This window comes from Winogradskyella haliclonae (assembly GCF_014635865.1).
Taxonomy (GTDB): domain Bacteria; phylum Bacteroidota; class Bacteroidia; order Flavobacteriales; family Flavobacteriaceae; genus Winogradskyella; species Winogradskyella haliclonae.
The window spans coordinates 456,092-473,165 of sequence record NZ_BMDQ01000001.1 but is presented as its reverse complement, the minus strand read 5'-3'; the positions used below and the strand labels follow the sequence as shown (position 1 = coordinate 473,165).

At 34.2% G+C, this 17,074-nt stretch carries 15 protein-coding genes; 9 read left to right on the top strand and 6 right to left on the bottom strand.

Annotated elements, in window-relative coordinates; all coding sequences use genetic code 11:
• Window positions 1-11: 11 nt before the first annotated feature.
• From IEV10_RS02135 to IEV10_RS02110, 6 genes are all read right to left on the bottom strand, one after another.
• Window positions 12-1,139 (bottom strand): DUF4268 domain-containing protein, encoded by a 1,128-nt coding sequence (locus IEV10_RS02135; RefSeq protein WP_188373047.1) that lies wholly within the window; start codon window positions 1,137-1,139, stop codon window positions 12-14.
• A gap of 121 nt (window positions 1,140-1,260) precedes the next feature.
• Window positions 1,261-2,628 (bottom strand): hypothetical protein, encoded by a 1,368-nt coding sequence (locus tag IEV10_RS02130; RefSeq protein WP_188373046.1) that lies wholly within the window; start codon window positions 2,626-2,628, stop codon window positions 1,261-1,263.
• 1 nt (window position 2,629) lies between these two features.
• Window positions 2,630-3,175 (bottom strand): hypothetical protein, encoded by a 546-nt coding sequence (locus IEV10_RS02125; protein WP_188373045.1) that lies wholly within the window; start codon window positions 3,173-3,175, stop codon window positions 2,630-2,632.
• A 164-nt stretch (window positions 3,176-3,339) separates the two neighbouring features.
• The gene (locus IEV10_RS02120) at window positions 3,340-3,636 is read right to left on the bottom strand and encodes a DUF2188 domain-containing protein (RefSeq protein ID WP_188373044.1); all 297 of its coding nucleotides are present in this window, start codon (window positions 3,634-3,636) and stop codon (window positions 3,340-3,342) included.
• Window positions 3,637-3,639: 3 nt separating this feature from the next.
• Window positions 3,640-4,932: an aminopeptidase P family protein gene (locus IEV10_RS02115; protein ID WP_188373043.1), complete on the bottom strand. Its 1,293-nt coding sequence runs from the start codon at window positions 4,930-4,932 to the stop codon at window positions 3,640-3,642.
• A 136-nt stretch (window positions 4,933-5,068) separates the two neighbouring features.
• A complete protein-coding gene (locus IEV10_RS02110; RefSeq protein WP_188373042.1) occupies window positions 5,069-5,368 on the bottom strand; it encodes a hypothetical protein in 300 nt (99 codons plus the stop codon).
• Between the two features lie 205 nt (window positions 5,369-5,573).
• Here IEV10_RS02110 and IEV10_RS02105 point away from each other — a divergent pair, with 205 nt between their 5' ends.
• The 9 genes from IEV10_RS02105 (at window position 5,574) to IEV10_RS02065 (ending at window position 17,064) form a co-directional block, all read left to right on the top strand.
• Window positions 5,574-8,423, top strand: a complete 2,850-nt coding sequence (locus tag IEV10_RS02105; protein ID WP_188373041.1) for a WD40/YVTN/BNR-like repeat-containing protein — start codon at window positions 5,574-5,576, stop codon at window positions 8,421-8,423.
• A 150-nt stretch (window positions 8,424-8,573) separates the two neighbouring features.
• The gene (locus IEV10_RS02100; protein WP_188373040.1) at window positions 8,574-9,824 is read left to right on the top strand and encodes a hypothetical protein; all 1,251 of its coding nucleotides are present in this window, start codon (window positions 8,574-8,576) and stop codon (window positions 9,822-9,824) included.
• Window positions 9,825-9,922: 98 nt separating this feature from the next.
• Entirely contained in the window at window positions 9,923-10,609 is a 687-nt protein-coding gene (locus IEV10_RS02095; RefSeq protein ID WP_188373039.1) for a succinate dehydrogenase cytochrome b subunit, read from the top strand.
• Between the two features lie 11 nt (window positions 10,610-10,620).
• Window positions 10,621-12,621, top strand: a complete 2,001-nt coding sequence (locus IEV10_RS02090; RefSeq protein ID WP_188373038.1) for a fumarate reductase/succinate dehydrogenase flavoprotein subunit — start codon at window positions 10,621-10,623, stop codon at window positions 12,619-12,621.
• Window positions 12,622-12,625: 4 nt separating this feature from the next.
• Window positions 12,626-13,168: a hypothetical protein gene (locus IEV10_RS02085; protein ID WP_188373037.1), complete on the top strand. Its 543-nt coding sequence runs from the start codon at window positions 12,626-12,628 to the stop codon at window positions 13,166-13,168.
• A 12-nt stretch (window positions 13,169-13,180) separates the two neighbouring features.
• Window positions 13,181-13,540, top strand: coding sequence for a hypothetical protein (locus IEV10_RS02080; protein WP_188373036.1), 360 nt, complete (start codon window positions 13,181-13,183; stop codon window positions 13,538-13,540).
• A gap of 17 nt (window positions 13,541-13,557) precedes the next feature.
• Window positions 13,558-14,304 carry a succinate dehydrogenase/fumarate reductase iron-sulfur subunit gene (locus IEV10_RS02075; protein ID WP_188373035.1) on the top strand — a complete coding sequence of 249 codons (747 nt, stop codon included), beginning with the start codon at window positions 13,558-13,560 and terminating at the stop codon, window positions 14,302-14,304.
• A 102-nt stretch (window positions 14,305-14,406) separates the two neighbouring features.
• Window positions 14,407-15,306: a M28 family peptidase gene (locus IEV10_RS02070; RefSeq protein WP_188373034.1), complete on the top strand. Its 900-nt coding sequence runs from the start codon at window positions 14,407-14,409 to the stop codon at window positions 15,304-15,306.
• A gap of 63 nt (window positions 15,307-15,369) precedes the next feature.
• Window positions 15,370-17,064 carry a M61 metallopeptidase family protein gene (locus IEV10_RS02065; RefSeq protein WP_188373033.1) on the top strand — a complete coding sequence of 565 codons (1,695 nt, stop codon included), beginning with the start codon at window positions 15,370-15,372 and terminating at the stop codon, window positions 17,062-17,064.
• The last annotated feature ends 10 nt before the right edge of the window (window positions 17,065-17,074 follow it).

The window sequence follows — 17,074 nt, the reverse complement described above, 5'->3', positions numbered from 1 at the left end:
GCTATACAGAATTAATTAAAAGCTTTTAGTTTTTTATTAATCGTATTAAGATGTGGTTGTATAGCTTTCTCTAACTTAACCATACTATCGGTCATAAATGTAATAGCTTCTGGCCAGAGTTCTTCTTTAAAGATATCAAAACTTGAATCCTGTAATTTAATACGGCAAGCTCTTTTAGTCTCTAGATATTCCCATTCTAAACCTTGACCTATCTTAGCTTCTAAACTTTCTTTATGTTTTAACAATTCATTGAACACAAACTCATTTTCTTCTTTATCACCTCTGTCAATATAGAGCTCTGCTCTCCCATAATTTTTTGACGCCGCGAAGTTAAATCCAACACCTCTTACTCCAGATCCAGCACCTATCCAATTATACTTTCCAGGACTGATATTTTGATACAACTTGGATTTTTGATTCATTGCCTTTATCAACTGAGTCCAGAATTTTATTCTCACTATATGTCTACTCTTAAGTTCTTCCTGTGCAGAAATATCATCTTGGGTTTTTTCTGCCATTTTAATGGCATACTCCTCAGCTTCTTTCATTGGTATAATTTGCTCTACATTTAAAATTAGCTGTTCAGCTAGTTGAAAGGGAGTAACTTTAAAACATTGGATTCTTAAATTATAATTGAGCAACCACAAAATGGTTGATGTGACTTCTTTTCTATAATTACCAGCCACAAGTATGACGCGTTGGGTGGTACCTTTATTAAGAAAAATTTCTTCTATATCTTGGCCATCAAAAAATTCAGATAAAGCTTCTTCGGCATTTTTTGACTCTCCAATCGAAACCAGATAGTCTTGATAAATTTTTATGATTTGAGATTTGCTTAAGCTGGAACAATAAGATGCATATTTTAAAACTTGCCATGTGACATCTCGACCAGTGTCATCTAATTTATTTTCAATAATCACAAGATTACCTTGCTTATCAAGAGCTAATAAGTCTAAACGTTCCCTTGTATCATTAAAGCCAGCAAATTCCTTTTGAATAATTAACAAATCCTCTCCTAAAGAAGAAGGATTATTGGCAAGCCATTCTTGAAGGTTATCTCGCTCTTTAAATTTTAATTCTGAGAATGTTTTTTCCTGTATTCTCTCTATACGGTTGGTTTCTTTATTGATTAAAAACATAGATTAAGTTATATATAAAAAGCATCTTCTGATGACTTACAATTATTAATTAGGGAATAGCTAAAGATAACAAAAGCCCTTGTTTGTAAAGAATTATATTAAATAAATATAGAGTAAATTTTTAATCCACTATCTCAGCTCCTTTGAAAGCGAATCTTGCGACTAAGCCAAATAATATCCTGTCTCCAAAAGTAGCTTCTGGTTTAGAATTAGCTCCAAATAAATCATTAGTTTGTACAAATAACCCACCCAATAATTGGTTTTTCTGTGTACTGAGCGCATATATACCTCCCCCTAAAACCATATGATCTTTTATCGTTTCAGCATTACTATAAAAACGTTGTCTTAAAAATCCATTTAAAGAAATATATAGTCCGTTGTCAGTTCTTGAAATTGGCACTAATTGAGTGTAATCTATGTTTATAGAATGTCTATTAAAATTATCTAAATCTCCTTCAAAGGCATTTATTGATTCTGTTGTTGTAAATGTACCTTCAGTAATTGTTAGGTCTTCTTTTCTGATTGAGTATGAAATTTCATCTAAGGCAGATAAATTATTTAAGTAAGCTGTTTCTCCACTTATTCCTATATACGTCCTACCAATATTAATATTATACCCTAGCTCTAGATTCCAGCCATTAAAATTTTTTTTTGCAAAACGTGTATCTACAGTCGTAGAGTCATTATCTAAATCATATCTAAAACTATTTCCATTAAACCCTCCTCTTAGATACAGTAGATGATTAATAAAAGAAACATCGAAAGTAAAATCAGTGTAATCCCTTGAGGCTTTTTCTGAATTTTTCGCTGCATTATATGCATTATTGAGATTAGAATTGATGGTATTATAAACGACTAGAGAATTAGTTTTAAATGCTTGAATTTGAAATTTTCTTGCATCAGGAGTAGTGCTTTTGGCATATTCTTCATTTAAATCTTCAACCTTGGATTTATATGCTTTTTTAAATTTGGATCTGACATCTCCTACTTTCTTTTTATTTATATTTCCACCGCTAATTTTACTATTATTCTTTAATACCCTAATTATGGGATTAGAGTTTGGGTTAGAAAGAGACGATATGTAGTTGTTGTTCGTTTGTACTAAATTATCCTTACTCTGTTCTGCACTTATTTTTCTGCTTAGAAGAGCTTGTTCCCGAGTTGATGTTCTATCAATTGTTACTCTGAATTTTCTCCCCACAAGAAAATTCATACTTGCACCGCCAGCAATTTTTTCTTCAGAAAAAATAACAGACACTCCATTTTCCGTTTTACCAGATAATCGTGCACCGAATATATACTTATCATCATTTGAGGGCTGCACAAACTCAAATGATGCAATGTTATTTGCTATGTCTAAACTTAATTGTGTTGCGGGCACAATGATATTTGTATATCCATCTCCATCTTGTCCAAAAGTCTGACAATTTATATAGTCGATAGAGACCACAAAAAATAATGCTATAAAAATTAAATTATATTTTTTCATTTTACTCTGGCTTTTCTGTAAAAATTAGATTTTTCCTAATATTTCTGTTCCCATCTGTATGCACATTATCACTTGGTTTTGGTGTAAGATTCCTTTTCTTTTCTTCATTTTCGTACTGTAAATCTGTAAGTTCTAATTTGTAATTCCCAATTCCATCCTTAATTGTAACTCTCGTTAATATTTCACCAGAGGAAAAAACATCTACACCTGAGATTTTACCATTAGAACTATTATTTACTTTCTCACCACCAATGATGATTTCAAAACTCACGATACTTTCATCTTTAATAAGTTTGTATTTAACAGTGGCGTTATCCTGAGATAGGAAATCATATTCTAATCGATTCATAGGACGAAAAAACCTTTCATCTAATTCTTCTAGACCTCTTTCTAGTGACAAGTCTTTGATACTAAAAAAAACTGCTTTCCTCTTTATTTCTTTTGTCTTAATGTCTTCTTTATTGCTTTTAGATGGTCTTCCACAATTAAAAACCATTAATAAGGGAAAAGTTATAATTAGTAAATAGATAAACTTTGTTGATTTCATAATTCGTTGGTTTTGGTTAGTTGATAAAATTAATAGCAAGCACCATAATAAAACATACCCAATGCTGGGTATTTTATATAGTGTACAACAACGAATTAACCTGTAAGTAACTGTGAATTAAATAGCTGAACTAAAATTATATAAAAATTCTTACAGCTCCAAAATTAATCTTTAAAACTTATGCGGTCTCGGATACCACCACTTTCGCGATGGATAATGACATCGGCTTTTTTACGTTTAGCTAAAGTCTTGGCTTTGTTAATGGCGGTAGATTGTTTGCGGTGTTTGGATGTGATGCGCTTGTTGCCTTCACGCCTAACTGCCCAACCGTCTTGGTAAGGCACCACATGTTGGTGCCATGTTCTTTTGGAAGCTGAGCCTGTCGAAGCACCCAAATCTTCCAGAATAACTTTAATAATATCTGAAAGCGCATTTATCCATGATTTTGAAGGTTTAGACATAGATTAAGCATTCATGATGTCTTCAATCTCCTCAGCTTCAATTGGGATATTGCGCATTAAGTTAAATGGCTCACCAGAATTTTGGATGACCACATCATCTTCTAAACGGATACCAAAACCTTCATCTGGAATATAAATACCAGGTTCTACGGTAAAGACCATATTAGCTTGCATTGGTTCATGTAATAATCCGTAATCATGAGTGTCTAAACCAATATGATGACTCGTGCCATGCATAAAATATTTTTTGTATGCTGGCCAATCTGGATTCTCGTTTTGTACATCAGCTTTGTCTAATAGACCTAAGCCTAATAATTCTGAAGTCATCAATTTGCCAACTTCTACATGGTATTCTTCCCAAAATGCACCCGGTACTAATAGTTTTGTGGCTTCGTTCTTTACACGATTTACGGCATTATACACCTGCTTTTGCCGTTCTGAAAAACGCCCAGAAACAGGAATTGTACGACTCATATCACTACTATAATTGGCATATTCCGCGCCAACGTCCATTAAAATTAAATCGCCAGCTTTGCATTGTTGATTGTTCTCAATGTAATGCAAGACATTGGCATTATTACCAGACGCAATAATTGGCGTATACGCAAAACCTTTAGAACGATTATTTAAAAACTCGTGCATAAACTCGGCTTCTATATTGTACTCCCAAACGTCTGGTTTTACAAAATTAAGCACTCGCTTAAACCCTTTTTCGGTAATATTACAAGCATGCTGCATCAAATCTAATTCTATCTGATCTTTGACCGAACGTAAACGTTGCAAAATAGGATTGCTCTTGGCAACAGAATGTGCAGGATACTTATGAGTTAGCCATTTGGTAAAACGATCTTCACGGGTTTGGGTTTCTACATTGGCACGATAGTGTTCATTGGTATTGATGTAAACGGTATCACATTGTGTCATGAGTTCAAACATGACTTTTTCCATATCCTGAAGCCAATACACGGTTTTGACACCCGAAGTTTCAAAGGCTTTTTCTTTGGTTAGTTTTTCGCCTTCCCATACCGCAATATGTTCGTTGGTTTCTTTTAGGAATAAAATTTCGCGATGTTTTGCTTTTGGACAATCTGGGAATAATACCAGAATACTTTCTTCTTGATCTACACCACTTAAATAAAAGATATCACGGTGTTGCGCAAAAGGTAAGGTGCTATCTGCACTTACTGGATAAATATCGTTAGAATTAAATACCGCTAAACTACTTGGCTTCATGGCTGAGGCGAAATTTTTGCGATTGTTTATAAAGAGATTGCGGTCGATTAGATTATACTTCATAGAAAGATTTATTTTTTGTTCCTTAAAACAAGGAGAAACAGACTAAACTAAGTTATAATCTCAAAAGTACCATTTTGAAAGGCATAAAAAAAGGCAATCTTTTAAAGACTGCCTTTTTTTAAGATATTATTAAAAGTTATTTTGCCATTGCCTTTTTAACAAAGCCAATAATAGCCATTAAGATACCACCGCCAACACCACCGCCAGCAACGCTACCTAAAATACTAGTAAGGTCCATTCCTGTTGATGCTTCAGCTGCTGCAGCACCACCTAGACCTAGCATTCCAAGAACTTTACCGCCAAGCCCACCTCCTAGAATACCAGCTACAGAATTCCATAGCGTACCTAATGAGGATCCTTTCATAAGTTTACCAGCGACATTTCCACCGACGGCTCCACTGACTAATTGAATAATTAAAGGTAAATACTCTTCCATTATAATAATATTTTGTTAGTTAATTCGCTCAAAAGTAATCAAAAGCTTTAAAAAAATGTTAAAAAATTAAATAAATATCATTTTTTAAGCAAAAATGATATCAAATAATTAATGATAAATTTTAAAGTGCTTTGTTAAACTTTAGTTTATACTTATGGTAGGTAATGGGTTTATTTTTAACTTGAATCCTTATAAACTAACCACCATGAAATATTCAAAATTTTTAGGCTTTGTCTTAAGTCTAATTTCTGTATTTGCCATTGCGCAACAACCAGCAACCTCTCCAGAAACTATTAAAAAAGCTTTAGAGCAAAAAAACGCAATGACAGAAGCTTCATTGGTTAAAAATGTGCCTTTCAAAAATATTGGACCAACGATTATGAGTGGTCGTGTTGTGGATGTGGATGTTAATCCTGATATGTCCTCAGAATTTTATGTAGGATATGCTTCTGGCGGCGTTTGGCATACTACAAATAACGGTACTACGTTTCAACCTATTTTAGATGCTTCTGACACACAAAATGTTGGTGATATTGCTGTGCATTGGCCTACACGAACCATTTATGTAGGTACTGGTGAGAATAATGCGTCACGTTCATCTTATGCAGGTATTGGCATTTTGAAATCTATAGATAACGGAAAAACTTGGGCCAATGTGGGGCTCATGGATGCACATCATTTTGCACCGATATTAATTCATCCAGATAATCCAGATGTGGTTACCGTAGGTGTTACAGGGCATTTATATTCTGAAAACGATGAGCGCGGGATTTACAAAACTACCGATGGCGGAGCAACCTGGAAACAAACCCTATTTGTAGATAATATGAGTGGGATTATTGACCTTCAGCAAAACCCTAATAATTACAACCTCATGTTTGCGACGTCTTGGACAAAAGACCGAAAAGCATGGAATTTTACCGGAAATGGAACGAATTCGGCCATTTATAAAAGTACTGATGCTGGGGAAACGTGGACTAAAGTTTCAGTAGAAGGAAGTGGTTTTCCAACTGGAGAAGGTGTTGGACGTATTGGTGTGGCTGTTTTTGATGACAATACGGTTTATGCCATCCATGATAGCCAATTTAGACGTCCAGATGACGCTTCGACAAGCTCAGACGCTAAGAGAGGTCTAACCAAAGATGATTTTAAAACCATGTCTAATGCAGATTTTTTAGCACTAGAAGACAAAAAATTGAATGCTTTTTTAAAGACCAACGGTTTTCAAGAAAAATACCGTGCCGAAAATGTGAAACAAATGGTACGTAGCGGAAATGTAAAGCCTATTGACTTGGCGAAATATCTTGAAGATGCCAACTCTATGTTGTTTGACACGCCTGTTGTTGGTGCAGAGGTATATAAAAGTACTGATGGTGGAACAACTTGGAAAAAAACACATGACGCTTATTTAGATGGTATTTATTTTAGTTATGGTTACTATTTTGGACATATCCACGTATCTCCTGCAAATGCAGACGATATTTATATCTATGGAGTACCAATTCTGAAGTCTAAAGATGGCGGACAAACATTTAAATCTATAAGCGCAGAAAATGTTCATGCCGATCATCATGCACTTTGGATCAACCCTAAAAACCCAAACCATTTAGTTAATGGTAATGATGGTGGTGTAAACATCACATACGACGATGGCGAAAATTGGATTAAGAATAATTCGCCTTCAGTAGGTCAGTTTTATGCAATTAATGTAGATAACGAAAAACCATATAATGTTTACGGTGGGCTTCAAGATAATGGGGTTTGGAAAGGTGCAAATACAGCTCGTGAAAATAAAAGTTGGCATCAAAGAGGGCAATATCCATGGAAATCGATTATGGGTGGTGATGGTATGCAAATTCAGATAGACAATCGCAATTCGGACATTGTTTACACGGGTTATCAGTTTGGAAATTATTTTAGATTAAATCTCGAAACAGGAGACCAAAAATACATTCAGCCTAAACATACTTTAGGCGAAAACCCTTATCGTTTTAATTGGCAAACACCAATTTTACTATCACCTCATAATCAAGACATCTTGTATTTAGGCGGTAATAAATTGATGCGTTCTATGAACCAAGGGAATGACTGGGAAGCTATTAGTGAGGATTTAACCAATGGTGGTAAAAAAGGAAATGTCGCTTATGGCACATTAACATCTATTAGTGAGAGTCCGTTCAGATTTGGATTAATCTATACAGGAAGCGATGATGGTTTAGTTCATGTGACAAAAAATGCAGGAGGTAATTGGACAACGATTTCGAACAGTTTTCCTAAAGATTTATGGGTGAGTCGTGTTGTGGCATCTCAACATAAAAAGGAACGTGTTTATGTAACACTTAACGGCTACCGTTGGGATGATTTTAATGTTTATGTCTATATGAGTGATAATTATGGTCAAACGTGGAAAAACATTAGTAGTAACATTCCGGCGTCTCCAGTAAATGTGATTACTGAAGATTCTGAAAATGAAAACATCTTATATTTAGGCACAGACAACGGTGCTTACGTGTCCTTTGATATGGGAAAATCTTGGGAAGTATTCTCTAATGGCCTGCCTAATGTAGCAGTGCATGATATTGTGATTCAGCCTGAAGCTAAAGATGTATTATTAGGTACACATGGACGAAGTATTTATAAAGCTAATGTGTCTCCATTACAGCAAATGAATGCTAATATGGAGGCTAAACCCTTGACGCTTTTTAAATTGAATCCTATTCGTCATTCCAGCCGATGGGGTAGTTCATGGAGCAAATGGCTAGATGCTTTTGAGCCAGAAGCTACGATTAAGTTTTTTAGCAATACTTCAGGCGAAAAGACGATTAAAATAGTATCAGAAAAAGGTGCAGAATTAAATCGTATATCGGTTAAAGCAGACAAAGGTTTTAATTATACAGATTACAATTTAGAGCTAACAAAAAAAGGCAGAAAAGCTTTGATGAAAGAAGATACAAGTATAGATGTTAACGAGGCTAGTAACAGAAAATATTACTTACCTAAAGGAGAATATAAAATTGAAATAGATGGTGTTAAAACCAATTTAAAAATCAAATAATTGACATTTCTTTTGCAAATTTTTTACAGTGTTTGAAGTTATAAACTCTAGTTTCGTACCATAATTTAGTGAGGATACTAAAATAATTTTTTTACGTTTTATAGTATAAGGCCATTTGGTCATAGATAAACAAGCATCAATCAAATTTATATGCTAAACCGCTTTTTTCTACTGGCATTTCTATGCTTTTCATGTCATCTTATTGCTCAAGAAGAACCTATTGAACAGGTTAAAATCTTCTTGGATTGCGACCGTTGTGACGACGAGTTTCAACGACAAAACCTTGGGAATGTTCAATTTGTAAGAGATCAAGATTTAAGTGATGTTCATATTTTCGTAGTAACCCAACGTAATGGTGCTGGTAGCCGTAGTTATGAGATGGATTTTATAGGCAAGAATGAGTTTGAAACGATTAATTATAAACTAACGTTTGCTACTGATGCAAATATGACCAACGATGAGGTTAGAAAGCGTGTTTTAGAATATTTGAAGCTTGGATTAGTGCGTTTTTGGATTGCCAAAGGTACCACTGCGGAGGTTGCAGTAAATGTCCCAACGCCTGAAAATGAAGAGGAAGAAGTTGAAGAGAAAGACCCTTGGGATTATTGGTTATTTCGTGTAGGTGCTAATGGGTTTTTTAATGGACAAGAGCTCAATAATAGAAGTAATTTTAATGTAAATCTTTCAGCAAGGCGAGTGACAGAGAAGAATAAATTTTCACTTTTTATGCGTTATGGTGAAAATAGATCCACATTTACATTTATTAATGATCTAGATGAAGAAGAGGACTTTAAAGTTTTTAATAACAACAAGCGTTTAAATGTTAATGATGTTTTAAGTATCAACGACCATTGGTCTTATGGTTTTTTTGGAAGTATAGGCACATCGACTTTTAGTAATTTTGACTTATTCGCAACATTTAGACCGGCTTTAGAGTATAGTTTTTTTGATTATGTAGATTCAGCAAAAAAGCAGTTAACCATTTCTTACCGAAATGGCATTAGATATAACGAATATATAGAGCGCTCTGTTTTTAATGAGACTGAAGAGCTTTTATGGGAGCACGGGATTCAGTTAGGTGGTCGTATTAATCAAGAGTGGGGAACTATTAATGCTGAAGTGTCTTTTAATCAGTTTTTAAACGACCCTACTTTAAATGCAACAAACTTCTTTTTAAGTACAAATGTGCGTCTATTTAAAGGCTTTAATTTTAATGTTAGCGGCAGTTATTCTATCACAAGAAACCAAGTCAATATTCCTGGCGGTGATCTAACCGTCGAAGAGTTATTACTACAACAACAGCAGCTTCAATCAGGCTTCAATTATTTTGTAAGTGTTGGATTTAACTACGCTTTTGGGTCTATTTACAATACGATAGTTAATCCACGATTTGATTTTTAATTATAACCATTCTAAATAACTAATTAGAAACAAGCACAGTTGTCAAAACCCTATCGGAGTAGTATCTTTGTTGGACTAACAAAAAGATTTATTCTACAATGAGCGGAATTTTAAATTCTTCGATTGGAAGAAAGTTTGCCATGGCGCTTTCGGCACTCTTCCTCATGTTTTTTTTACTTCAACATTTTGCTATAAATATCTTATCAGTTTTCAGTCCAGACACTTTTAATGAGGTTTCTCATTTTATGGGGACGTTTTGGGTTATTCAGTATGTGTTGCAACCCATATTAATTTTTGGTGTAATTTTTCACTTTGTAATGGGCTTTGTTTTAGAAATAAAAAACAATAAAGCTAGAAAAATAGGGTATGCAAAGACAAGTCGCGCAGCTAATTCTACTTGGATGAGTAGAAACATGCTTTTAACTGGCGCGGTGATTTTAGCTTTTTTGGTGTTGCATTTTATAGATTTTTGGATTCCAGAGATAAACACAAAATATATTGCAGGTGATATGAGCGGTCTTATTGACCCCGCAAACACTGAGAGTGGTTTTAGGTATTACGAAGAACTAGTACATAAGTTTCATAGCCCATTAAGAGTTGGTGCTTATGTCATAGCATTCGTTTTATTAAGTCTGCACTTATTACACGGCTTTAACTCAGCTTTTCAGTCTATAGGCGCAAATAATAAATACACAAACGGTCTTAAAGGCTTTAGTAAGGTTTATGCCATTGGTATTCCTTTAGGATTTGTATTTATTGCATTATTTCATCACTTCACCCACTAAAAAAATAGAATATGTCAATATTAGATTCTAAAATACCAGAAGGTCCTTTAGCGGACAAGTGGACAAAACATAAAAATGATATTAACCTCGTTAACCCTGCCAATAAGCGTCTTATTGATGTTATTATTGTGGGTACTGGTTTAGCAGGTGGTTCTTCTGCTGCAACACTTGCAGAATTAGGTTATAATGTAAAAGCATTTTGTTTTCAAGATTCTCCAAGACGTGCACACTCTATTGCTGCCCAAGGAGGAATTAATGCTGCTAAAAACTATCAAGGTGATGGTGACTCAACATACAGGTTGTTTTACGATACTGTAAAAGGAGGCGATTACAGATCTAGAGAGGCAAATGTTCATCGTTTGGCCGAGGTATCTACAAATATTATTGATCAGTGTGTCGCTCAAGGTGTACCTTTTGCTAGAGAATATGGAGGCTTATTAGACAACCGCTCATTTGGTGGTGTTTTAGTGTCGAGAACATTCTATGCTAAAGGGCAGACAGGACAACAATTATTACTAGGTGCCTATGCGGCTATGAATCGTCAGATTGGTCGTGGTAAAATAAAAATGTACACACGTCATGAGATGTTAGACGTGGTTATCGTAGACGGCAAAGCAAGAGGTATTATTGCACGTAACTTAGTGACTGGAGAGATTGAAAGACATTCTGCTCATGCTGTAGTTTTAGGAACTGGTGGTTACGGTAATGCGTTTTACCTTTCAACTTATGCCATGGGATCTAATGTTACTGCTGCTTGGAAAGCACACAAGCGTGGTGCATTCTTTGCAAATCCATGTTATACTCAAATTCACCCAACATGCATTCCTGTTTCTGGAGATCATCAATCTAAATTGACATTGATGTCAGAGTCGTTAAGAAATGACGGACGTATATGGGTGCCAAAGCACAAAAAAGATGTAGATGCTATTAGAAATGGTAGCTTAAAACCAACGGATTTAAAAGAAGAGGATAGAGATTATTACTTAGAGCGCCGATATCCAGCATTTGGAAACTTAGTCCCTAGAGATGTTGCCTCTCGTGCGGCTAAAGAACGTTGCGATGCGGGTTATGGTGTTAACCAAACTGGCGAAGCAGTTTACTTAGATTTTGCTTCAGCTATTGAACGTTACGGAAAAGAACAGGCTTACGTAAAAGGCTTAAATGTTGATGACACCAAATTAGTAACTGACCTTGGTAAAAAAGTGGTAGAGAATAAGTATGGAAACTTATTTCAGATGTACGAAAAAATTGTAGATCAAAATCCTTACGAAACACCAATGATGATTTATCCTGCAGTACACTATACAATGGGAGGACTTTGGGTAGATTATAATTTAATGACAACTGTACCAGGATTATATGCTATTGGTGAAGCTAATTTCTCTGACCATGGCGCAAACCGCTTAGGTGCTTCAGCATTAATGCAAGGTTTAGCGGATGGGTATTTTGTCTTACCATATACCATTGGAGACTATTTGGCTCACGATATTAGAACAGGAACAATTCCTACAGATACTAAGGAGTTTGACGAAGCTGAGGAAAACGTAAGAGCAGGTATCAATAAGCTTATCAATAACCAAGGCACAAAGTCTGTTGACCATTTCCATAAGCGTTTAGGAAAAATTATGTGGAATAAATGCGGAATGGCTCGTAATGAAAAAGATTTAAAATCTGCCATTTCTGAGATAGCTCAATTACGCGAGGAGTTTTATAAAGATGTATTTGTTCCCGGAACAGAAAACGAGTATAATGAAGAGTTGGCAAAAGCGGGAAGAGTAGCAGATTTCTTAGAATTAGGAGAGCTGTTTGCAAAAGATGCTTTAGAACGTGAAGAGTCTGCTGGAGGTCATTTTAGAGATGAGTATCAAACAGAAGGTGGTGAAGCGTTAAGGCGACCAGAGTTTCAGTATGTTTCTGCATGGGAATATAAAGGAAAACCAAGTGAAGCAGTACACCATAAAGAAGAATTAAAATACGAAAACATAGAAGTAAAAGAACGTTCTTACAAATAGAATTATGAGATTTTTAGTAGCCTTTTTTATTGTAATAGCCTCTTTTAGTAGTTATTGTCAAGTATTAAAAAAACCTTCTGAAGGTAAATCATTAGTTTACATAATGAGGAGTAATGATTTAGGAGGCGCAATGAATTTTAGAGTTTATGATAAAGATTTGTTTTTAGGAGCATTACCTTCAAGAGCATATTTTACTTATGAGTGCGAACCTGGTGAGCATTTGTTTTGGGCTGCTTCAGAAAATAGAGATTATGTAGAAGCAAATCTTGAAGCTGGAAAAAGCTATGTGATTGATTTAAGAGCAAAAATGGGCATGTTTATAGCTGCCGTTGGTGTTGAGCCTTATTCTCCCGATAACAAAAAACATATAAGGAGAGTAAATAAAGTGCTTAAAAAGCACATTAATGCCAATATTGTAGACGCTAGTCGTACTGAAGAAAAAGAAGAAAACATTGCTAAGGCAATGGACGCTTATAAAAGAGCAAAGTCTAGATCCAATAATAAGATTAAGACACTATTGCCAAGCATGAATTTTAATACTAACTAACACTAACTAACCATGACAAATCAAACATTAAAATTAAGACTTAAAAAAGTAGATCCTGTTAAGTATGCATTAGTAACTACATTGGTTTACCTTTCTATCCTATTAATTGTATACACACCATTTATTTTATTATTCTCATTAATTGGTGGAGCCAGCGACTTAGGAGCAGGAGCAATGGTACTTGGCGGAGGACTTTTTGGAATTATTATGATGTTAATTATTGGTGGAATTATCGTTTTCGTTATTACCATAATTGCAGCTCTAATTCTAAATTTCATTTTAAGTAAAACAGGAGGTTTAGATATCGATTTCGAAAAAATTGGTTTTGATTTTGATTCTCAACAAGGCGACCAAGGTCGTATAGAACAATAAAAAATAAAATTGCTATGATGAATTTAACGTTAAAAATATGGCGTCAAAAAAACGCTAGTGATAAAGGACAGATTGTAGACTACCCTATTAGCGGTATTTCTCCAGACATGTCTTTCTTAGAGATGCTAGATGTTTTAAATCAGGAGCTTATTGAAAAGGGTGAACAACCTGTTGCTTTTGATCACGATTGCCGTGAAGGTATTTGCGGAACGTGTTCGTTATATATTAACGGTAGAGCGCATGGTCCACAAACAAAAATCACAGCATGCCAATTGCACATGCGTAGCTTTAAAGATGGTGATACAATCTATATTGAGCCATGGAGAGCTGAGGCTTTTCCTGTTGTAAAAGATTTGATTGTAGACCGTACATCTTTTGATCGTATTCAGCAAGCTGGTGGTTTTATCTCTGTAAATACTTCTGGTAATACACAAGATGCCAATGCGATTCCTATTGAAAAGGAAAACGCAGACAAAGCCTTTGATGCAGCAACTTGTATTGGTTGCGGTGCTTGTGTGGCAAGTTGTAAAAACTCTTCTGCAATGTTGTTTGTATCTGCAAAAGTGTCTCAATTTGCCTTATTACCGCAAGGTCAAGTAGAAGCAACAGACCGTGTTTTAAATATGGTTAAACAAATGGACGAAGAAGGATTTGGAAACTGTACAAACACAGGAGCTTGCGAAGTAGAATGTCCTAAGGGTATTTCTTTAGAAAATATAGCTCGTATGAATCGCGAATACCTTTCAGCGAGTTTAAAAGGTTAAAAACTTTATAAGTCATACAGATTTATAAATAGTACTAATTTATTATCCTAAGGTAAATTTTATCTTAGGATTTTTTATTTATTTTGATGTCAAACCTCCCATATGAAAACTATAATTAATTCCCTTATGAGCCTTCTGTTTTTTATTACAATTGGCTATTCACAAAAAAGCATCCAAAAATTCAATGAAGATAAACTTTTAAATAGGTTAGAAGTTTTAAGCTCAGATAAGTTTGAAGGCAGACGAACAGGAGAAAAAGGAAATGATTTAGCAAGAGCATATATTATAAAAGAATTTAAAAGTTTGAATTTGCCTGGGTTTAATGGTAAATATGAGCATTCATTTTCTTTCGACTCGCGTGTAGGTAAATTTGATGCTAATAATATTCTGGTAGAAATTAAAGGAACAGAATTTCCTGATAAATATATAGTTGTTAGTGCGCATCACGATCATCTTGGTATTTCTGGAGATGTCATATATAATGGTGCCGATGATGACGCATCAGGTGTATCGGCCTTATTTGCCTTTGCAGAATATTTAAAGCAAAACCCACCAAAACATTCTGTGATATTAGCAGCTTTTGATGCTGAAGAACTAGGCTTAAGAGGTGCAAAGTATTTTGTGGATAAAATGAAGGAAGAAACCATAGTCGTTAATATTAATATGGACATGATTAGTAGAAGCTCTAAAAATGAATTATATGTTGTTGGTAGTCGATACAATAAGACGCTTCAAGAAGTCATAACATCTTTTAAAAACCCTACTGATACCAAATTGCTTGTCGGTCATGATGGCTCTGATGGAAAGCAAGATTGGACATATGCATCTGACCACGGCCCTTTTCATCGTGCTAATATTCCGTTTTTATATTTTGGAAACGAAGATCATGCCGCCTATCATAAACCAACAGATGATTTTAAAGATATAACGCCTAAATTTTATAAAAATGCTGTAGAAATTATAGTGTCAGTGTTTAGAGATATTGATAATAAGAGTTTATAAATAGTTTGTCACATTTATACATTTGATTCGTCTTTTAGTTGAAAACTGAAACCAATCAAAAAAATGAACAGACTAATTATTGCATTTATTATTTGCGGATTTTTATCTTCTTGTAATAAAAGCCCAAATTATAACATAAATTATGTTGTAAGCCCTGTATACGAAGAGACTTCTAATTTATTAAAAGTAAAAACCTCTTTTCAACCAAATGCAATAGGAGAAACTATACTATTATTTCAAGATGAAGCTTGGGGGCAAGATAGCTTACATAACGTAATTAAGGATGTTAAGTTAATATCTGAAAAGGGAGAGATAAAGGCTAATAGAGATAGTGGTTGGTATAGCATAAAGCATCCCAAAAATTTAGACATACTAGAAGTTGAATATACTATCAAGCAGGATAGTGAAGGGGAATTGACCACTTGGGATACATACAGGCCAATTATTCAAAAGGAGTATTTCCATTTATTTTCGCATAATTTTTTTATGCTACCAAAGCATATAATCAAAGATTCAGAAGATAATTTTAATGTTTCTATAAAATGGAAAGACTTCCCAAAAGATTATCACCTAGCAAACAGTTTTGCTATACCCAAAGAATATCAAGAAATTGAAAACACATCAGAAGAGGAGTTTCATACTGCAGTTTTTGTTGGAGGAGATTTTAGAGTTCATAATATAGATGTAAATAATAATAACATCGCTTTTATAATTCGAGGAAATTGGGAAGTGTTTAAAGATTCTACAATGGTAGATATATTAAAGTCAACAGTAAGTGCACAAAGAGATTTTTGGCAGGATCATTCACAAGATTATTTTGCTGTGACTATGATTCCTACAGTTCAAGAAAGAGGTAGTTCGTTTCAGGGGTCTGGACTAACAAATTCTTTTGCCACCAATGCCTCTAATAATAAGTATCTAGATATCGAAGGTTTAGTTTATTTATTTAATCATGAATTACAACACAATTGGACAGGACATGTTATTAAAAATGACGATGAAGAGAAACAATACTGGTTTAGTGAGGGATTCACGGAATATTATACCTTAAAAAATATTGCTAAGGCTAAAATCTATGATTTGGATGAAAGCTACTTCATAAAAAAGTTCAACGAGTTTGTTAGAGAGTTATATACTTCTCCAGTTAAAGAAATGCCAAATAGTGAACTGACTTATGAAACATTTTGGAGTGGTAAAGAAGGCGTTCAGAAATTACCTTATAGAAGAGGTGCTATTTTTGCTTTTTATTTGGACAACAAAATTAGAAAGGATACAAATGGAGAAAAGAGTCTTGATGACTTATTACTAAACTTCAAAGAAGATGCGCTTAAGAATGATCAAAAAATCAATCACGACTATTTTATAAAAACAGCTAACAAGTATCTAAAAGAAGATTTAAAGTCGTTTTTTGATAAGCATGTTGAAGATGGACAACTTTTTAGTTTAGAAGAAATTTATAAAGCCTTTGATTTTGAATTTGATTCAAAAACCAAAGCATATGACTTAGGGTTTGACTTTTCAGAAGATAGGAGTAGTATTAGTTCAATCGATATAAATTCTGAAGCTTATAAATCTGGTTTAAGAAAAGGAGATGTTTTTAAAAGTATCAGTTATTATCATAATTCTACGGATTACAAAGCAGAATTTATTGTATTAAGAAACAAAAAAGAAATTGAGATAAGCTATTACCCAGCTAAAGAAATAGACTTACCTCAATTAAAGGATAATATTCATAATAAATCTCGGTTAGATTTCTAGTTTTCTTATA